The organism is Nocardiopsis alborubida (genome assembly GCF_012396365.1).
In the GTDB taxonomy this organism is placed as follows: Bacteria; Actinomycetota; Actinomycetes; order Streptosporangiales; family Streptosporangiaceae; genus Nocardiopsis; species Nocardiopsis alborubida.
Genome location: NZ_JAAXPG010000007.1, coordinates 203,454 through 220,198, shown reverse-complemented (window position 1 = coordinate 220,198; position 16,745 = coordinate 203,454). Strand labels below are relative to the sequence as shown.

Genomic DNA, 16,745 nt, shown 5'->3' with positions numbered 1-16,745 from the left:
GGCGACCGGTGGGCCTCGACACCGCCGAGGCCCCTGCACGAGATGACGGGAGACCGAGATGTTCAAGGAGTGGCGTCGGCACCGGGCCGCGCAACGGGTCAAGCCCGGGAACGGGCGTCCGCTGAAACCCTTCCGCTGGTGGCAGCTGACGTTCCGCGCTCTTGCTCATCCCCCAGCTCGTCGAGGTGGCCTTCGGGCTGCCCCCGTGGCCGAGCGCTCCGGGACGTTCACCTCACCCGTGCATCTGCCCGTATGGCTCAACACCGCGCTCGCGCTCGGCGCCGCGGCGGCCAGCACGGAGCGCGCACTGCGCCTGCGCTGCAACTGGCTGCCGGACTCCGCGGCACAGGGGTGAGGGCTGCCCGGCCGGGCGGCGGGTTCGGGCGGGGGCCCACCGCCGCGGTACGCGGCGGCCGCCGACCGGGAGCCGGGCGCGGGCCGCGTGAGCGGCTAGTCTCCCTCGCCGTTGGCCTTCTTGCCGGTGTTCAGGCCGAAGGCGACACCGAAGCACAGACCCAGGGCCACACCCAGTGCCAGGTTGTCCATGAGCATGCCGAAGGAGACGCCGAAGCAGACGCCGAGCGCCAGTCCCAGTCCGAGGTTGTTCTTCTTGTCCATATATCCCCTTTGTGGCCTTGTGTCGGTTCTTGGACGCGGGGACGCCGTCCACGGTTCCCCGCTGACGGGACTCCGGTTCACTGCGGTGGCTCCAGGGGTGCGGCGACGTGTTTGCGGGCGCTGTCGTAGATGATCTGGCTGCGGAAGCTGGCCACCTCGCGGCGCTGGGTGAGCCGGTCGATGAGGAAGCTGTGCAGCGCGTCCAGGGAGGGCACGGACACGTGCACCAGGAAGTCCTGCTCCCCCGCCACGACGTAGACGGCCAGCACCTCCGGCAGGGCGAACATCGCACCCTTGAAGCCCTCGATGACCTGGCGGCTGGGCGGGCGCAGCTGCACCGACACGAAGGCCTCCACCTCCCGGTTGAGCGCGGCCGGGTCGATGTCGGCGTGGTAGCCCCGGATGACCCCGCGCCGGTGCAGCAGACGCACGCGCTCCAGACAGGTGGAGGGGGCCACACCGAGCTTGTGTGCGAGGGCGCGGTTGGTCTGCCGCGCGTCCTGCTGGAGTTCGCGCACGATCGCCGAATCAAGTTCGTCCATGGCCTCCACGGTAGCCCCTTGCTCGAATAGTGTTCGGTGATGGGACCACGAGTGCGCTCGTATGCCTAGATTCTGCACCGTTCACAAGGCATATGAACGGGGTAACCATGGGGATGTCCACCAAGATCGTCGTCGTCCTGCGCGAGGGCCTGGAGCCCGCGCTGGCCGCCAACGCGGGGGTGGTGCTCGGCCTGGCGCTGGGCGGACGAATGGAGAACTCGCTGGCCGCGGACGGCAAGGACGCGGGCGGCGGGGTGCACGCCGGGCTCAACCCGCACCCGGTGCCGACCCTGGTGGCCTCGGCGGAGCAGCTGCGCGAGCTCAAGGCCGGGGCCGACGAACGGGACCTGACGGTGGTGGGCTTCAACGAGGTGGCCCGCCGCTCCCGCGACTACGTGGAGTACCTGGACGCCCTCGCGGTCACCGAGCCGCAGGACGTGGAGTACGTGGGGGTGGCCGTCTTCGGGGCGCGCAACGCCGTCAACAAGCTCACCGGGAAGCTGGCGCTGATGCGCTGAGGGCCGCCGGTTCCCACGTGACGGGGGAAGGGGCGCGGGCAGGGGAGCCCGCGCCCCCTCACTTCGCGGGGGGAGGGCGGTGCCGGGCGGGACCACCGGCGGCCGCGTGTGCCTGTCGTGTCCGTGCGGCCGGGGAACCCGTGGAGTCCGGCGGACGGTCGGGGCCCGCAGGAGGGCGCGCTTTCCGAGATGATCACGCGCCCCCGGTGAGCTCCTCCAGCTCCCGGTAGGAGGCCACGGTGCGCAGCTGCTGATCGGTGAGGCGGTTGAGCCGGGCCTTGGCCGCCCGCGCCTGCGCCCCGGTCGGCAGGAAGCCCCGGTGGATCTCGGGCAGCCCCAGTTCCCAGCCGCACACCACCGTGGCCGGGTAGCGGTACCACTGGCGCACGACCACCGAGCCGACCCGGATCGCGTGTTCGTTGCCCGGGGGCACGGCCGGTCGGTCGACTTCCCTGCCCAGGTAGCGGTGTCCGTCGGCCAGGTCACAGGGCCCGCAGCCCCGTTCACCCGAGCCCAGCGCCCGCCCGCACCCGGGGCACACCAGGCGGTCCATGGCCGCGTCCACCACCCGCCAGGGGAACTGTCCGGGGTCGGAGAGCACGAGTTCGGCCAGATCGCGTTCCGCGTCGCTGCTCGGCTCGGCGTCCCACTCGGCGCACGCCTCGGCCCAGGCGCGTCCGGTCTCCGCGCGGATGAGGTCCATCGTCTCGGCCAGCTCCCGGCTGCGCCAGCCGTCGCGGGCGGGTGTCATACCTCGGACGCTAACCCGGCGCACGTGGTCGACGCGACGGGTTTTCCGGCTCGCGCGGGTGTTGGGGCGAGAAGGACTGCTACAGGATCTGACGGAAGAGGTCACAGAGCGTGCCCTCCGGCGACCTGTAGAACCTGTCCGGTGACCCACCGTGCCTGGTGGGAGGCCAGGTACACCACCGCGTCAGCGATGTCCTCCGGCTCACCGACCCTGCCCATCGGCACGAGCTCCTCCACCTGAGCCAGGAGGTCTTCGTCTATCCAGCCGGTCTGAACAGGCCCCGGGGCGACGGCGTTCACCCGGATGCCTCGGGCCGCCAGGTCCAGGGCGGTGGACCTGGTGAGCGCTTCCAGCGCACCCTTGGACGTCCCGTAGCCGGTCTGGCCGGGGAAGGCCCGTGCGGCGTCGGTGGTGATGTTGACGACGCACAACGGGTCGTCTCCACGGTGGAGCCGTGCCGCCTCGGAGGTGAGGAGCGCGGGAGCGATGGCGTTCACCCGGTAGTGACGGTCCAACGACGCGGGGGTCAGAGTGTCGATGGTGTCCGGCGTCTCGCAGTGGGCGGCGTTGTTGACGAGGACGTTGACCGTGCCGACCCGGGCTGCGACGTCACGCACCAGTCGTGATGCCGCCTCCGGTTCGGACAGGTCGGCGCTGACGGCGAAGGAGCCGTTGCCGAGTTCCTCCGCGAGCTTGTCCGCCTCCTCTGCGGCGGGAGTGATGTGCGCCCATTCAGTGTTCGTTGGAGCGGGCGGGTCCTGGGCGAGGTAGTGGATCGCAACGCGTGCCCCCTGGACTGCGAAAGCGCGGCTGATCGCCGCGCCGATGTTGCCGGAACCGCCAGTCACCAGGACGTTTCGGCCGTCAAGGCGAGTATCGATCATCGTGTCTCCGTAGTGGTTGTGCCATCCGGATGCGCGGACGACGGCTGTGAGCGCTCGTCGTGCGGGCGGAGGCCCACGGGCAGGGTCGGGAGAGGCGTACCACGGACGAGATGGCGAAGGCCGCGCGTGAGGAGCGCGGAGGCAGGCAACGAACACAAGCGTCCTGATCCGGGGCAGGGTTCACCCCACGGGGCTGCACGCCGCGCACGTGGGGACCGACACTCTCAGGAACGCATGCGGGCAGGGTACACAAGCCGCCCCTGTTCAACGAGTTGTTCTACGCGGGGTCAGCCGCTCTGGTGGGGGCCGCACAGGGCCGTCGCGGCGGCGTTGGGCGCTTCCCGGTCCTCGACGCCGGAGCGGGAACGCGATCGCGAGGAACCCAGGTGACCGAGAAGACTCCGCGGAGCACCGCCCCCCTCAGAGCTGGAAGGTGTCGCCTGGCATATCAGCAGCTTCGGTGACGGTGGCGGCGGCAGCTGCGTCGAGGCCGGTCCCCTCAACGACGGTTCCGGGCGGGTCGCGGTCCGCCACGGCCACTTCCCCAACGGCACCGCCATCGTCTGCACCCGCGCTGGATGGGAGGCCTTCACCCGGGGCGTCCGCTCCGGGGAGTTCGACTTCCACCAGTAACGGACGTTCCCTCCCCCGGCGTGACCACTATCGGGAACCGCGTTCGGGGCCGAAGGTCCACACGCGTCCCGTGTTGCGGCCGTCCCTGCGGGTCGGCTCTCCCAGGAGCGCGGTGAGACCGTTCTCGACGCGGGCCAGCAGATCCCGTCCGAACACGCACAGGGTGTTCTCCCAAGGGTGCCCGAACGTGCCCATCCGCAGGTCACGTGTGGTGTAGATGTAGTAGTCCCCGTCAGGGAAAACCTGGCCGGGGACCTCGGGTTGACCGGGGCCGCCGACACGACGCGGGTCGAACCGGTAGCCCGTGTGGTTCCAGTCCAACCAGTACAGGGACTCGTCGGAGCGTGCGAGGGCGAGCACCTCGGGAACGACGACCTGTTCCAGTTCAGGGCCGTCGGGCCTGTCCAGGAACCAGGTGGCCGAATCCACGGGTTCACGGATCCCGGGATACACCTCGATGCTGGGATTGAAGGAGAACCGCTCGTAGAAGCGGTCCCATAGGTCGTCGTGGTCGGGATCGAACAGAAGCTGCCGCACCGGGCGCTCCACGGCCGGAGCCCCCGCCGGGGACCAGTGGTAGGAGCGGACGGTCGTCACCTCATGGAAGCCCGAACCGAGGTACATCCGCCGCAGCTCACCATCCGCTTCGGCGGTGACGAAGCGAATTCCGGCGTTGACCCATCCCCAAGTGAGAGGTCGCGTCGCGCGGGTCCACTTCACCATGTCGCTGAGCAGAGCTGGACACGGAGCGGTCATACCCTCCACCGTGGCGAACGGGGTGCCGGTGAGGGCCTGGAACCAGGCCACGGCGTGAACGTGCTCTGCCTCCACCAGCTTCAGTGAAACTTCCTGGAACCGTATCCCGTCCCTCATCTGCTCGAGGAGCGGACGCTTGTGCGGTTCGCCCGCCTCGGCCAGACGCAGCGCCTGCGCGTCGTAGTGACGGGTTCCGGCGAGGAGAAGGTGCCCCGGAGGCGGGTCCACGTCGGGAATGGCGTCCAGCGGAGCGACCAGGACCGAGCGCTCCCACTCGGGAGTGAATCCGGCTGCGAGCAGGGCTTCGGCCAGGCCCGGACTGTCGTGGGAGTGCACACGCCATTCGACCGGTTCCGTCCTCCTGTCGGCCTCCTTCTGCTGGCCTCGGACAAGATCGGCCAGGTCGGTGCCCCTGATGTCGGTGTGGTCGATCACCACGTGTGTACCGTGATGTGCGCTCACCAGCGGCCCCTTGCGTTCCACGACCACTCCGAGCGGTGGATGTTCGGGGACGTGTCCGCGTACGTGGGTGTCGTAGGCGGCCAGTAGCTCGCCGGGGTCCACAGCCACGCGTTCGCTGGTCACGGCTGCACCTCGGTCACCGCATAGCCCGGCACGGACGGCCGGCGGACCGTCAACACCACCGACTCCTCCTCCGAGATCCAGGAGTGATCGGTTCCGCGCCCCCACACGACGTAGTCCCCCTGGTGTTCCAGGACGACGTCACGGTCGGGAAGCTCGACGCGGAAGCGCCCGCCGATGAGTACCAGGAGAGCGGTCCGCTGCTCACCCTCCACCCACTGCTTCCTCGTGTCCCCACGGGGGTGGACGCCCCATTTGATCTCCACCGATTCGCTGTGTCGGGGGTCATCGGCGTCCTTGAAGTGCCCGAGAAGCCATCCCCGGTCCAGTGCCGCGTCCTTGCCCGCATTACCCACGTACACACCGTTGTTCACACGGATGGACGCTAGCAGTCACTCCGGTTGTGGGAGCGTCCCGCTCGGGGAGTTCGGCTTCCACCAGTAGGCAGCACCCTCGACCCTGATACGGCCTCTGGCGGGGACCGTGCTCGGGGCCGAAGGTCCACACGCGTCCCGTGTCGCTGCCGTTCCCTGTGCTCCGGAAACCGCCCACCTCCGCTGTCCGTGCCGGTTCGACCAGTACGGGCAGCGGAGGCGGTGAGGTCGCATCAAGCGACGGCGGTTCCCTCGAGTTCGACCATCAGGGTGGGGACCGCCAGCCGCGTCACCCCGAGCATCGTGGTGGTCGGCGCGACCCCGGCCGCGCCCAACCGCGACGCCAGCACGCCGTAGTGCTGGAAGAGCAGGTCGACGTCGGTGGTGTAGACGTTGAGCCGGACCAGGTTCACGAGGGACATGCCGGCCTCGCCGAGGACGGCCTCCAGGTTCTCCAGGCTCAGCGCCAACTGCGCCGCCATGTCATCGGCGTGCCGGGGCTCGCCGTCACCGCTCATCGCGGTCTGCCCGGAGCAGTACAGGGTCCGGGTGTTGCCAGAGACGGTCTCGCCCTGGTTGTAACCCATCCCCACCGACCACGTCCACGGGTTGACCACCGTTCGCTCCATCGCCACATCAGCTCCGTCCGGTTCATCGACAGGCACGTACGTCCATCGGCTCGGCAGCCGCGTTCTTCGACGTCGTGCTGACAAGCCTCCCGGCAAACCACGACATCCTGTGTCATGTATTCCGGTAGGTTTTTCGTATGCGCGCTGACCGGCTGGTCTCACTGGTTCTGCTGCTGCGCCAGCACGGCCGGCTGTCCGCGGCCGCGCTGGCCCGCGAGCTGGAGGTGTCCACCCGCACCGTGCTGCGCGACATCGAGGCGCTGTCCACGGCCGGTGTCCCGGTCTACGCCGAACGCGGGCGGCACGGCGGTTTCGCGTTGCTACCCGGTTTCCAGACGGAGCTCACCGGCTTGAACCACGACGAGGCGCTCGCCCTGCTGGTCGCCGGATCGCGGCGAGGCGCGCAGGCGTTCGGCCTCGGGGCGGCGCTGGCCTCGGCCATGCGCAAGGTGGTCGACGCCCTGCCCGAAGCTGATCGGACCACCGCGGCCGGCGCCGCCCAGCGGTTGCTCATCGACCCGGAGACCGATCTCCTCTCGCGTCGACCGACCGTCGAGGAGGTTCCCGACACCGTGGTGGCCGCGGTCCGGCGCGCGGTGTTCGCCGGGCACAGACTGCGCATCCACTACGCGGCTGTGGATCAGGACCCGAAGTGGCGCACCGTGGACCCGGTCGGCCTGGTCACCGTACGGGAGCAGGGCTACCTGCTGGCCACGAGGTCGGGCCAGGACCGCACCTACAGGCTGTCCCGGGTCCTGGCCGCCGAGGAACTCCCCGAACCCGCGCAGCGGCCGGACCGGGTCGACCTGGACCGGGTCTGGCAGGAGCGCAGCACGCGGTTCCGGACCGGCGGCGACCAGGTCACCGTGCTGGCGCGGGCGGCATCGGAACGGCGGGAGGAGCTGGTGGGTACCGCGTTGGCCGGCCGCGCCGAAGAAGCCGATGCGGACGGCTGGCTGCGGCTGGAGCTGACCTTCCAGGACGCGAGACACGCCGAATGGGCACTGTGGCAGCTCGCCACGGACGCGGAGGTCCTGGACCCCCAGTGGTTGCGCACCTCCCTGCGCGACCGCGCCGTCGCGATCGCCACCTGCTACGGAGTCTCGTTCTGACCGGCCGACCCGCGGTGGGGAGGGTCCGGCGGGATTCCGCCGGACCCTCCCGCCACGTCGGCCGGCGGGGTCAGCCGCCGTCGTGTGCGGCCGACTGACCGACCAGGCGTGACGCGGACGACCCCGGGGCCAATGTGAGCCGCTCCCACGAGGCGACGTCGCGCTGGAGCTGACGGTCGTGGGTGGCGAGCACCACCGCCGCCCCGGTGGCCCCGAGCCCCTCGGTGAGCTCGTCGACGAGGGCGATCGAGAGGTGGTTCGTCGGCTCGTCCAGCAGCAGCACGTGCGGCCGGGACGCCAGCGCCAGGGCCAGGTCGAGCCTGCGCTGCTGCCCCATGGACAGCTCACGCAACGGCTTGTTGGCGTCCGCCGACGAGAGCAGCCCCAGAGAACTCAGTGGGACCGCCTCGCCCTCCCGGAGGACTCCCCCGCTGACGAGCCGCCCCAGGTGGGCGGCGAACACCTCCCGCGCGCGGCGCGGACCCGCCTGCGGCGACTCCTGCGTCAGCAGCTGCACCCGGGCGGTGCGCGCGGTGCGCACACCGCCGCCGGTCGGCTCGATCCGCCCGGCGAGCACCGCCAGCAGCGTCGACTTGCCCGCCCCGTTGGCCCCGGTGACCACCAGCCGCGAACCGGAGTCGAGGGCGACCGTGACCGGCTGGTCCAGACGCCCCGCGACGGTGACCTCGTCGGCCCGGACCAGGGTCACGCCGGGCAGCGCCGACAGCTCCGGCATCCGGAACCGCAGCGGGGGCGGCGGCATGGTGACCGCGTGCGCCTCCAGGTCGTCGCGCCGCCGGTGGACGGAGCGCACGAGCCCGGGGGCGCGGGTCGCCCGCTGGTGCTTGCCGGTGCCCTTGTCCGGTCGCCAGCCGCTGACCAGCCGGTTCTGCGCCTCGGACAGGTCCTGGGTGAGGCGGGCGTGCTCGGCCTGCTGCTGCTCGTACTCGGCCGCCCAGCGTTCGCGTTCGGCGCGCCGTCCCTCCTGGTACCCGGCGAAACCCCCGCCGTAGACGCGGGGCCCGCCGTCGCGGCTCGGGTCGAGGTCGAGCATCGTCGTGGCCACGTCCGAGAGCAGGGCGCGGTCGTGGCTGACGAGCACCACGCCGTTGCCGTGCCCGCGCAGTTGGGCGGTCAGGAAGTCGAGCCCGGCGGCGTCGAGGTGGTTCGTGGGCTCGTCCAACAGAAGGAAGTCGTGCGAGGCGCCCAGCAGACAGGCCAGCCGTACGCGGTAGCGCTGGCCCACCGAGAGCTCCGCCAGCGGCCGCGACCGGTCGGTGACGGCGCCCAGGTTCTCCAGGGCGAGGTCGACGCGCCGGTCGGCGTCCCAGGCGTCCAGCACCTCGGCGGCGTTCAGGGCCGCCGCGTACTCCTCGGCGGCCAGGGGATCGCCCTCGGCCAGCCCTTCTGCGCTGGCGTCGAGCGCGGCCAGGGCCGCGCGGGCGTCGGCGAGTTCGATGTCGACCAGGTCCCCGACGGTGCGGCCGCCGGTCGCCCGCATCTCCTGTTCGGCGACGCCGAGGGTGCCGATGCGCCGCACGGTCCCGGCGTCGGGTTCGAGCGCACCGGCGAGGATGTGCAGCAGCGTGGACTTGCCGCGGCCGTTCTCGCCCACGACTCCCCAGCGGGATCGTGGTGTGACGGTCATGTCGACGCCGGAGAGGACCGTGCGGCCGCCGCGGTCGATGTGGATTCCGCTGGCGGTCAGTTGTGCCCGCTCACCGGCGGGCAGCACGGGTTTGGGGTTGAGGGTTGCCACTGTTCCTCCGAACAGAGCTCCGCCCGGCGCGATGGCGGCGGGGTGTGCGGGAGCTCTTCGAGCTGACGGAAAGACCCGGAAGCGGGTCGGTGTACACGTCGGGCACCCGCGGCCACGTGGAGGTGGGGCGGGAGCTCAGGCTCGGATCAGAGGTACAGAGGTAGATGCACGAGTCCACGGTAGCAAACCGGTCAGCGCGAACGGAAAGGGTTTACCGCGGGCGCCCGTTCCGCGTCCCGCATGGCGGCGCTGTCCGGGGCTTCACCGTCCAGCGGATGGCCGCGGAGCTCCGCGACCGCGAGGGCCTGCCCCGTCCTCCGCGCCCGGCTCTTCGGGGAAGCGCCGTCTGGAAGAAGACGGGTTCCTGGAGGGCGACGACGCTCCTGTGTAAACGTCATACCGTCCTGGTAGGACTTTCCGGTCGACCTTGTGTACCGCAGAGGGAGCAGAAGACCGTGGCCGCTGCCAGCCAGTCCACCAACAAGCGAACAGTCGAGCGCTACATCGACGGGTTCAACAAGTCCGACCACGAGCAGATCCTGTCGTGCCTGACCGACGACATCGAGTGGACCGTGTTCGGCCACTACCGGATCACCGGCAAGGAAGCCTACGACGCCAACATCGAGGGACCCGACCCGGTCGGCGTTCCCCCGAAGGTGAGGGTCACGAGGATGGTCGAGGAGGACGGCGTCATCATGGCGGAGATGACCCTTGAAGCGCTCCAGAAGGACGGCAGCGTGATGCGCGCCGCGATGGGCGAGGTGTTCGTGATGCGCGACGGGCTGATCCGCGAGCGCCGGGCCTACGTCGTGCCGCTGACCGAGAACGACTACAAGTGAGGGATCGCCGCGTCGGAGGACCAGCTGCGCCCGCCTCGCGGTAGCGGGCCGAGCCCCGGATTCGTGCGTCAGAAGGTGAAGGCGCCCCACAGCTATGCCCATATGCGGGCCCGCGGTTCCACCACGGGATCCCGGGTGGGCCTCCAGCCCCCGTTCTCCTCATGTGTTTGCTTACCCGGAACGCCGAAGGAGGGCAAAGCGTCTAAAGGTGGACACAAGGAAGGGGTCGTCTGTGAACGGCAAACATCGCGCGTCGGGTACGGGGGTCGCGCTCGGTCTCGCCCTCGGAATCGTCCTGGGCACGGTCTTCGACAACCTGGCGCTGGGGATCGTGTTCGGGGCTCTCCTGGGAGCCGCGGCCGGAGCGACGGGCGGGGCGCTCGGCTCGAAGCGCTCGAACGGCTGAACCCGGGAAGGCTTCCCCTCCGTGTGCGGCCTGAGACCGCTCCTCGGTTCTTCACGGCGTCGGGAGGACTGGACGCCGGTGGCGCCCTGGCGGCGACACAGCGCTGACCGGCACGAGGGCGGAACCGCTGTGCGCGGTGTTCGGCACCGATCGGAACGGCGCCCTGTGATCCTCGGCCACGATGGGGTGTCAGCTGTTGGTTCGGGTTCCTGTCCGGTCTCCGGGAAGGGGCGGGTGGCACGTGAACGGCTAGTGCCACCACGCCCCTGACCATCACGGTCACCAGGAGCGCGGTTCACCACAGTGGTTCCGCATACCACGGATTCGGGTGCTGAAACCCGTGGATAAGAGTGCTGGAACAGGCATTCCAGGTGTCGCAGTCTGTCTTACCCACCAGGGAGATCATGCTGTCCGCAGCGTGCTGACATGTCCTCCTTTGTTCTTAAAGAGGCCCCTGAACAGCTGGAATGCCAGGTGGGCGTACATGGTGACCGAATCCTTCGTGTGGGCATGCGTCTGGCACGGGAAATGCCCGTCGCAAAACGAAAGGATGTGCTCATGCCTGTTCCCGCTGAGGAGATGGGATACCTGTCCGAGGAGGACTGGCAGAAGCTGGCCAGGACGCTCAACGCCAACCCCGAACGCCTCAAGAGCGAGTACAGCGAGGCCATCTCCGCGCACCTGCGCAACCCCCAGCCCGTGGTGTTGAAGGAGCAGCGCAACGCCCCGGCCCCGCCCAACGCACCCTCCTTCGACTTCAGCAGGACCTTCGAGGCGACCATCGTCCCGGGCGTGCTGGCTCTGCGGGTCGTGGTCTCGGCCTCGACCGGCAACAACTGGTCCGCCCACGTCAAGGTCAGCGCGCTGGTCTTCGGCACGGAGCTGGGCAGCGTCGAGGCCAACCTCTCCGCGGTCAACCCCTACGTCGAGATCCACCCCAGCGTCCTGCTGGCCAAGGCCGACCTGAGGATCGGCTTCTCCGGTGAGCGGCTGTGCTTCTTCGTGCAGGGACAGGCCTGCTACTGGGCGCTGAGCTGGCACTGCACTTCGGTGGACGCCCACAACCTGTTCTGCCTGCGCTCCTGAGGCGCAGGCCCGGACCGGGGGAGCACAGGCGTTCCTGTGCTCTTCCAGTCCGGGCCCGGCCGTGGAAGCGTCCTGCCTGCGCCGGGTCGCCGTAGCGGCGGTCGGGGCGGGGCGCCGGCGGCCCCCGCGTGGAGAAGGCGCCGTGCGGGGGCCGCTTGTGAGTCCCTGCAGCGGCGGACGTCCTCACCCCCGGCCGGTGGCGTACAGGTACAGCAGCGCGTTCATGGAGGTGCCGCTCACCAGCTGGCGCCGCCTGACCAGCTCGGGGACCCGGTCCAGCGCCACCCACTCCACGCGCTCGGCCTCCCAGGGGTCCTGGGGCTCGCCGACCCTCTCGGCCGTTTCGGCGACGAAGATGTGGTGCTCGCTGTCGGTCAGCCCACTGGAGGGTTGGGTGTAGACCAGCGGGCGCAGCGGCCCCGGCCGCCACCCGGTCTCCTCCAGCACCTCGCGCGCGGCCGCCCGCTCGGGGTCCTCCCCCGGCTGCACACCGCCCATGGGGATCTCGTAACCCCAGGTGTCGGTGATGAACCGGTGCCGCCACAGCAGCAGAGCCCGGCCCTGCGCGTCGAGCACCACGGCACCGGCGCCGGGCGGTCTGCGGACGAGCCGGTGGTCGAACCGGTGCCCGTCTGGCAGTTCGACGTCCGCGGCCCGCACGTCGATCCACGGATCGGTGTACAGGGGCTTCTCGGAGTGGACGGTCCAGCGCACGAGCGGCCCTTTCCGTTGGCGGGGAGCGGAACCACCAGACTCGCATGCCCCCGCGTCCGCGTGGGGCTGGCGTCACCGAGCCGCAAAGCGACCCCATCGACCTGCACGGCTCCTCGCGCGCGAAGCCGTCGTCATCGCCCTGTCCGCGTCCACCGGCCGCAGCGCGGCGGGACTGTGCGGGTCTCCCTGTCCGGCGACCGCTGTGGTCCAGGCGCGCCCGGACCGGACTGTTGTCACGGTCACGTTCGCGCTGGTCCCGCCGGCGGCGGCGCACCGGCGATGCGGAAAACGGGCCCATACCGCCTGACCAGGGGGTTGCCTGGGCTTGGTGTTGTCTTTCCCACCCGCCCCAAGTGGTTTCAAACACTTTTCAAAGCCCTGACCAGCGCATACGTTGCACGGGTGAACTTTATGCGATCGATACCCAAGCTGACGTTTACCGCGACCTCCAGCCTGCTCATCACCGGCGGGCTCCTCCTGGCCGGACCGGGCGCCGCCGCCGCGGACACGCCCTCGGACAAGGAGCTCGCCGCCACCCTCAACGACAAGCTGAACGACGACATGGCCGGTCACATGACCGAGGAGCACGTCGAGAACGCCCGCGCGATGGTCGATGCGGCTAAGGACCGCGACCTGGGCGAGGACGCCGCCGCCGTGGCGGTGGCCACCTCCATCGTCGAGACCCACCTGGACAACCTCGACTGGGGCGACCGCGACAGCGTCGGCCTGTTCCAGCAGCGCGACCACTACGGCTCGCATGAGGACCGGCTCGACCCCACCTGGGCCACCAACGCCTTCTTCGACGAGCTTGAGCGCGTCCACCCCGACGGCAGCTGGGACGACGACCCGATGGGCCAGGTCGCCCAGGACGTCCAGCGCTCGGCCTACCCCGACCGGTACCAGCACCAGGTCGACGACGCCGAGACCATCGTGGACCACCTCTGGTAACAGACCGTTCCTGAACTGACAGTGGAGCGTGCGAACCCCGCTCTCGCATGCTCATCCGGCGGAGGCCTCGCGCAGGTACACGCTCAGCCCCTCGGCGTGGGCGTCGACGGTGGCGGTGAAGCGCTCGTCGTCCGCGTACAGCTGCCCCAGTCCCCGGTGGATGCAGGTGGTGCAGTCGTAGAACCAGCGGGTGATGTAGGCGCGGTGCCGCTCGGCCAGGTCCATCACGGCGGGGCTGTCGGGAGCCTGACCGTCGTTCATGGCCCCGGCCAGGGCCAGGTAGATCTCCTCGCCCTCGGCGTTGATCCGCTCCCAGTCGGCCTTGGTGTAGGAGCTCGCCCTGCGCTGGGACCGGGTGTAGGCCTCGCTGCCGCCCCAGCGCTGGCGGGCCTCCTCGGAGTGGGCGTCCACGTCGAAGTCGCCGAAGAGTTCGAGGCGTTCGGCGGCGGTCAGGTTGAGTTGCATGGTGTCGGCCTCCATCAGGCGTTCGATGCCGCGCGCCATCGTGCGCAGGCGTTCGATGCGTTCGGTCACCAGCCGGTGCTGACGGGCCAGGTGGGCGCGGGTGTCGGCGGCGGGGTCGTCGAGCAGGACAGCGATCCGGTCCAGGCCGAAGCCCAGTTCCCGGTAGGTCAGGATCTGCCGGAGCCGTTCGAGGTCCCCGTCGCTGTAGCTGCGGTAGCCCGACGGGGTGCGTCCGGCGGGAACGAGCAGTCCGATCCGGTCGTAGTGGTGCAGGGTCCGGACGGTCTGTCCGCTCATCCGGGCGACCTCGCCGACGGTGTGTCCCATCTGTCCTGGTGCTTCCTCGCTGGTGGTGACGTGTGCCCGAAGCTAGGGCCTGACGCCGCGTCAGGGTCAACCACTTTCCTCGGCCGTGATCGCCACGGGAGGTCTGCGGCGGTCCTCCGTTGGCTCTCCCCGGCATGAACGCGGTCCAGGCGGTGTCCGAATGCTCCGACGTCCCCCCCGTGCCGAAGCGCGCACTCTCGGGTGGGGCGTCGCTGGGGCCGCCGAACGGGATCTCCAGGAAGGTGCGGGAGCGCGGCGTCCGGTGGCGTCCCGCCCTGATTGCGCCTGCGCGTCCTCCACCTGATCCTACCCATCGGTAACATATGGGCATGAGCCCTGACCCCACCACTGACGGCTTCCGGTTCGACCGGGACACCCGTGTCGAGAAGCTGGCCGACGGCGAGTTCGCCGCCACCCTCACCGACGCCTGGACCACCTTCACCTCCCACCCCAACGGGGGCTACGTCCTGGGCGCCGCCCTCAACGCGCTGCGCCAGAACCTGAGCCAGCCCGACCCCCTGGCCGTCTCGGCGTTCTTCCTGCGCCCCGCGGCCCCCGGCGAGGCCACCGCGCGCACCGAGGTGGTGCGCGAGGGACGCCGCACCGCCACCGGCCAGGTCCGCCTGGAGCAGGGCGGCAAGGAGATCGTGCGCGCCACCGCCACCTACGGCGACCTGTCCCCCGACCCCTCGGCCCGGGTCCTGGCCCTGGACGAGCCCCCGCACCTGCCCGCCCCCGAGGACTGCCCGGTCCCGCCCGAGTTCGACAACCCCGAGGGCCTGGGCATCGCGCGCAGCGTCGAGTACCGCTACCCCGGGCGGCCGGGCTGGCTGGACGGCCGCAAGGACGGCCGCCCGCACGCCGAGTTCTGGATGCGCTTCGCCGACGGGCGCGAGCCCGACACCCACGCGCTGGTCTCGATGGTGGACTTCGCTCCCCCGGCCGTGCTGGAGATCGGCGAGTTCGCCACGATCACCGTCGAGCTGAGCGTGCACGTGCGCGCCAGGCCCGCCCCGGGGTGGCTGGCCTGCCGGGTGTTCACCAAGCACGTCTCCGGCGGCCTGCACGAGGAGGACATGGAGATCTGGGACGGCACGGGCACCCTGGTCGCCCAGTGCCGCCAGCTGGCCATGCTCCTGTAGCCGCCGTCCCCCACACGGCGAAGGACCCGCGGGGCCCCGGCGAGACACGAAAGCCCCCGCGCGACGCTTGAATTCCAGCGGCCGTTGCACGGGGGCTTTTCGCTGCCTTTTTCGGTTTTCCCTTCAAGTGCTTGTGCCACATGGTGAGTTGGCGCGTTTCCCGCCTTCGGGGTGGTTCGAAATTTCATAAGAGACATGGAGGATCGCACCGCGAAGATGGGAAGTGCGCAGCATGTTCGGTTGCGCATCGGTGGATGCGCGACGAAAGGAAAACAAATAATGGCACGCGGGTCGATGAAAACTCTCGGAACCCTGGCGGCCGCCGCGGGCCGGCCGGGCGCCGGGTGTTCGGTGGGTGACGGAAAGGACGCGGCGTGACCACGGCGGCTCCCGCGCAACGGAGGTGTCGCGCGGGAGCCGTTTTCTCCGCCTGCTTTCGTCGCCGCGATTCCCGGTGCCGAGGAGGGGGCCGGATTCGGCGGGACCGGTGGCCGGGCCGCTGACCCCCGCCTCTCCCGCGCCCGGGTCAGACCACCGCGCGGAAGTGCGTGGTCAGGCGCTGGTCCTCGTCCAGGATGTGGAAGGCCACCCCCGGAGGCTGGTCGCGGTTGGCCGCGGGCTCGCCCTCCCAGGGCATGCGCAGCGTCCACGTCACGCCGGGCGCCAACAGCAGGGGCCGCCCGGCGAAGGTGGTCGCCCCGCCGGTGTGGGCGTGCCCGACCAGGATCCCCGCCACCCGGGGGTGGGCCCGCAGCAGTCCGGCCAGGTCGTCGGCGTTGTCCAGCCGCATGGAGTCGGGCAGCGGGTGGTGGACCCGCACGGGCGGGTGGTGCAGGGCCAGCAGGGCGGGCCGGTCGTCGGGCAGGGCGCCCAGCGTCTCGTTGATCCACACCAGGGTGGCCGTGTCCAGGTGGCCGCCGTCCTTGCCCGGAAGCGTCGAGTCGCAGGCCAGCACCGCCGCACCGCCCACCTCGTACACCTGGTTGAACGGTGCGGCGGACGGCTCCTGCCCCAGCAGCGACCCGCGCATCCGCTCGCGGTCGTCGTGGTTTCCGGGGCAGACCAGCACCGGGAAGGGCAGGTCCAGCAGCCGGGCCGCCTCGCGGTACTCCTCGGCGCTGGCGTGGTCGGCGATGTCGCCGGTGACCAGGAGCGCGTCCGGTGCCTGGGCGAGGCCGCGCAGGTACTCCACGGTCCGGGCGGCGCGCCCGGTGGTGCGGTCGGTCCCGTCCAGGTGCAGGTCACTGATGTGGGCGAGCAGGAGCGTCATGGCCGTCCTTCGTCGGTCGCGGGTGCGTCACGCCCTCCGGGACCGCGCGGACCTGCCGGTTCCGCCGCCGGGAGTGCGCGGAACCCGTGTGACCGGGAACCCCCTCGGCTCCCGGTCCGCGCCCGCCCCAGGCCGTTGACCGGCCGTTTCCCGTCGGGTGAGACGAGGCTATTGCGCACGCCGCGAGCGGGACAGGGTGGTTGTCCATCCTCGGTCGGCGGCCGCGCTCCCGGAAACCGGGCGACCACAACAATCTCTGTGTTCAAAACGACCAGAAGATTTACCGGCCGGCAAACCGTGGGTCATGCTCTCGAAACCGGTGCGGATGCGACCGGCGCCACGGAGCGGTGTAACGGCCGCCACGCTCCCGCCTCGGGCGGTCCGTCGGCC

General features: G+C 70.5%; 19 protein-coding genes. 8 read left to right on the top strand and 11 right to left on the bottom strand.

Going from position 1 to position 16,745, the window contains the following annotated elements:
• Positions 1–450: 450 nt before the first annotated feature.
• Together HGB44_RS09955 and HGB44_RS09950 are read right to left on the bottom strand one after the other, a co-directional pair.
• A complete protein-coding gene (locus tag HGB44_RS09955; RefSeq protein WP_168443997.1) occupies positions 451–618 on the bottom strand; it encodes a hypothetical protein in 168 nt (55 codons plus the stop codon).
• A 77-nt stretch (positions 619–695) separates the two neighbouring features.
• The gene (locus HGB44_RS09950; protein ID WP_036552214.1) at positions 696–1,160 is read right to left on the bottom strand and encodes an Lrp/AsnC family transcriptional regulator; all 465 of its coding nucleotides are present in this window, start codon (positions 1,158–1,160) and stop codon (positions 696–698) included.
• Between the two features lie 107 nt (positions 1,161–1,267).
• Here HGB44_RS09950 and HGB44_RS09945 point away from each other — a divergent pair, with 107 nt between their 5' ends.
• The gene (locus tag HGB44_RS09945; RefSeq protein ID WP_017565862.1) at positions 1,268–1,678 is read left to right on the top strand and encodes a DUF2000 domain-containing protein; all 411 of its coding nucleotides are present in this window, start codon (positions 1,268–1,270) and stop codon (positions 1,676–1,678) included.
• Between the two features lie 193 nt (positions 1,679–1,871).
• On the opposite strand, the gene HGB44_RS09940 is transcribed toward HGB44_RS09945, so the two are convergent.
• Positions 1,872–2,429 carry a hypothetical protein gene (locus HGB44_RS09940; protein ID WP_061080440.1) on the bottom strand — a complete coding sequence of 186 codons (558 nt, stop codon included), beginning with the start codon at positions 2,427–2,429 and terminating at the stop codon, positions 1,872–1,874.
• A 101-nt stretch (positions 2,430–2,530) separates the two neighbouring features.
• The gene (locus HGB44_RS09935; RefSeq protein WP_061080439.1) at positions 2,531–3,313 is read right to left on the bottom strand and encodes an SDR family NAD(P)-dependent oxidoreductase; all 783 of its coding nucleotides are present in this window, start codon (positions 3,311–3,313) and stop codon (positions 2,531–2,533) included.
• A gap of 426 nt (positions 3,314–3,739) precedes the next feature.
• Here HGB44_RS09935 and HGB44_RS09930 point away from each other — a divergent pair, with 426 nt between their 5' ends.
• Positions 3,740–3,946: a DUF397 domain-containing protein gene (locus HGB44_RS09930; protein ID WP_082768350.1), complete on the top strand. Its 207-nt coding sequence runs from the start codon at positions 3,740–3,742 to the stop codon at positions 3,944–3,946.
• Positions 3,947–3,973: 27 nt separating this feature from the next.
• Here HGB44_RS09930 and HGB44_RS31580 read toward each other — a convergent pair whose 3' ends face one another.
• The 3 genes from HGB44_RS31580 to HGB44_RS09915 all read right to left on the bottom strand — a co-directional run bounded on the left by HGB44_RS31580 (position 3,974) and on the right by HGB44_RS09915 (position 6,287).
• Positions 3,974–5,287: a DUF2716 domain-containing protein gene (locus tag HGB44_RS31580; RefSeq protein ID WP_061080438.1), complete on the bottom strand. Its 1,314-nt coding sequence runs from the start codon at positions 5,285–5,287 to the stop codon at positions 3,974–3,976.
• Entirely contained in the window at positions 5,284–5,658 is a 375-nt protein-coding gene (locus HGB44_RS09920) for a cupin domain-containing protein (RefSeq protein WP_061080437.1), read from the bottom strand. Before HGB44_RS09920 ends, HGB44_RS31580 begins: the two co-directional genes overlap by 4 nt.
• A 233-nt stretch (positions 5,659–5,891) precedes the next feature.
• A complete protein-coding gene (locus tag HGB44_RS09915) occupies positions 5,892–6,287 on the bottom strand; it encodes a RidA family protein (protein WP_061080436.1) in 396 nt (131 codons plus the stop codon).
• A 137-nt stretch (positions 6,288–6,424) separates the two neighbouring features.
• Here HGB44_RS09915 and HGB44_RS09910 point away from each other — a divergent pair, with 137 nt between their 5' ends.
• Positions 6,425–7,399 carry a helix-turn-helix transcriptional regulator gene (locus tag HGB44_RS09910; protein WP_061080435.1) on the top strand — a complete coding sequence of 325 codons (975 nt, stop codon included), beginning with the start codon at positions 6,425–6,427 and terminating at the stop codon, positions 7,397–7,399.
• Positions 7,400–7,469: 70 nt separating this feature from the next.
• On the opposite strand, the gene HGB44_RS09905 is transcribed toward HGB44_RS09910, so the two are convergent.
• Complete coding sequence (locus tag HGB44_RS09905) at positions 7,470–9,158, bottom strand: ABC-F family ATP-binding cassette domain-containing protein (RefSeq protein ID WP_061080434.1); 1,689 nt, start codon at positions 9,156–9,158, stop codon at positions 7,470–7,472.
• A gap of 455 nt (positions 9,159–9,613) precedes the next feature.
• Between HGB44_RS09905 and HGB44_RS09900 the strand changes: the two genes are divergently transcribed.
• The 3 genes from HGB44_RS09900 to HGB44_RS09890 all read left to right on the top strand — a co-directional run bounded on the left by HGB44_RS09900 (position 9,614) and on the right by HGB44_RS09890 (position 11,489).
• The gene (locus tag HGB44_RS09900; protein ID WP_061080433.1) at positions 9,614–9,997 is read left to right on the top strand and encodes a nuclear transport factor 2 family protein; all 384 of its coding nucleotides are present in this window, start codon (positions 9,614–9,616) and stop codon (positions 9,995–9,997) included.
• Between the two features lie 232 nt (positions 9,998–10,229).
• On the top strand, positions 10,230–10,403 hold the full coding sequence (locus tag HGB44_RS09895) for a hypothetical protein (RefSeq protein ID WP_168443996.1): 174 nt from the start codon (positions 10,230–10,232) through the stop codon (positions 10,401–10,403).
• Between the two features lie 558 nt (positions 10,404–10,961).
• Positions 10,962–11,489: a hypothetical protein gene (locus tag HGB44_RS09890; RefSeq protein ID WP_168443995.1), complete on the top strand. Its 528-nt coding sequence runs from the start codon at positions 10,962–10,964 to the stop codon at positions 11,487–11,489.
• Positions 11,490–11,672: 183 nt separating this feature from the next.
• Here HGB44_RS09890 and HGB44_RS09885 read toward each other — a convergent pair whose 3' ends face one another.
• A complete protein-coding gene (locus tag HGB44_RS09885) occupies positions 11,673–12,203 on the bottom strand; it encodes an NUDIX hydrolase (protein ID WP_061080431.1) in 531 nt (176 codons plus the stop codon).
• A gap of 411 nt (positions 12,204–12,614) precedes the next feature.
• Between HGB44_RS09885 and HGB44_RS09880 the strand changes: the two genes are divergently transcribed.
• Entirely contained in the window at positions 12,615–13,151 is a 537-nt protein-coding gene (locus HGB44_RS09880; RefSeq protein WP_061080430.1) for a hypothetical protein, read from the top strand.
• A gap of 51 nt (positions 13,152–13,202) precedes the next feature.
• On the opposite strand, the gene HGB44_RS09875 is transcribed toward HGB44_RS09880, so the two are convergent.
• The gene (locus HGB44_RS09875) at positions 13,203–13,943 is read right to left on the bottom strand and encodes a MerR family transcriptional regulator (RefSeq protein WP_168443994.1); all 741 of its coding nucleotides are present in this window, start codon (positions 13,941–13,943) and stop codon (positions 13,203–13,205) included.
• Positions 13,944–14,272: 329 nt separating this feature from the next.
• On the opposite strand from HGB44_RS09875, the gene HGB44_RS09870 reads away from it, so the two are divergent.
• Positions 14,273–15,085 (top strand): thioesterase family protein, encoded by an 813-nt coding sequence (locus HGB44_RS09870; protein ID WP_061080479.1) that lies wholly within the window; start codon positions 14,273–14,275, stop codon positions 15,083–15,085.
• A 526-nt stretch (positions 15,086–15,611) separates the two neighbouring features.
• Here HGB44_RS09870 and HGB44_RS09865 read toward each other — a convergent pair.
• Entirely contained in the window at positions 15,612–16,355 is a 744-nt protein-coding gene (locus tag HGB44_RS09865) for a metallophosphoesterase (RefSeq protein WP_061080428.1), read from the bottom strand.
• Positions 16,356–16,745: the final 390 nt, after the last annotated feature.

Coding starts and splice junctions, on each gene's coding strand:
- HGB44_RS09955 (WP_168443997.1), bottom strand. CDS start 618: ATGGACAAGAAGAACAACCTCGGACTGGGACTGGCGCTCGGCGTCTGC.
- HGB44_RS09950 (WP_036552214.1), bottom strand. CDS start 1,160: ATGGACGAACTTGATTCGGCGATCGTGCGCGAACTCCAGCAGGACGCG.
- HGB44_RS09945 (WP_017565862.1), top strand. CDS start 1,268: ATGGGGATGTCCACCAAGATCGTCGTCGTCCTGCGCGAGGGCCTGGAG.
- HGB44_RS09940 (WP_061080440.1), bottom strand. CDS start 2,429: ATGACACCCGCCCGCGACGGCTGGCGCAGCCGGGAGCTGGCCGAGACG.
- HGB44_RS09935 (WP_061080439.1), bottom strand. CDS start 3,313: ATGATCGATACTCGCCTTGACGGCCGAAACGTCCTGGTGACTGGCGGT.
- HGB44_RS09915 (WP_061080436.1), bottom strand. CDS start 6,287: ATGGAGCGAACGGTGGTCAACCCGTGGACGTGGTCGGTGGGGATGGGT.
- HGB44_RS09910 (WP_061080435.1), top strand. CDS start 6,425: ATGCGCGCTGACCGGCTGGTCTCACTGGTTCTGCTGCTGCGCCAGCAC.
- HGB44_RS09890 (WP_168443995.1), top strand. CDS start 10,962: ATGCCTGTTCCCGCTGAGGAGATGGGATACCTGTCCGAGGAGGACTGG.
- HGB44_RS09880 (WP_061080430.1), top strand. CDS start 12,615: ATGCGATCGATACCCAAGCTGACGTTTACCGCGACCTCCAGCCTGCTC.
- HGB44_RS09875 (WP_168443994.1), bottom strand. CDS start 13,943: ATGGGACACACCGTCGGCGAGGTCGCCCGGATGAGCGGACAGACCGTC.
- HGB44_RS09870 (WP_061080479.1), top strand. CDS start 14,273: ATGAGCCCTGACCCCACCACTGACGGCTTCCGGTTCGACCGGGACACC.
- HGB44_RS09865 (WP_061080428.1), bottom strand. CDS start 16,355: ATGACGCTCCTGCTCGCCCACATCAGTGACCTGCACCTGGACGGGACC.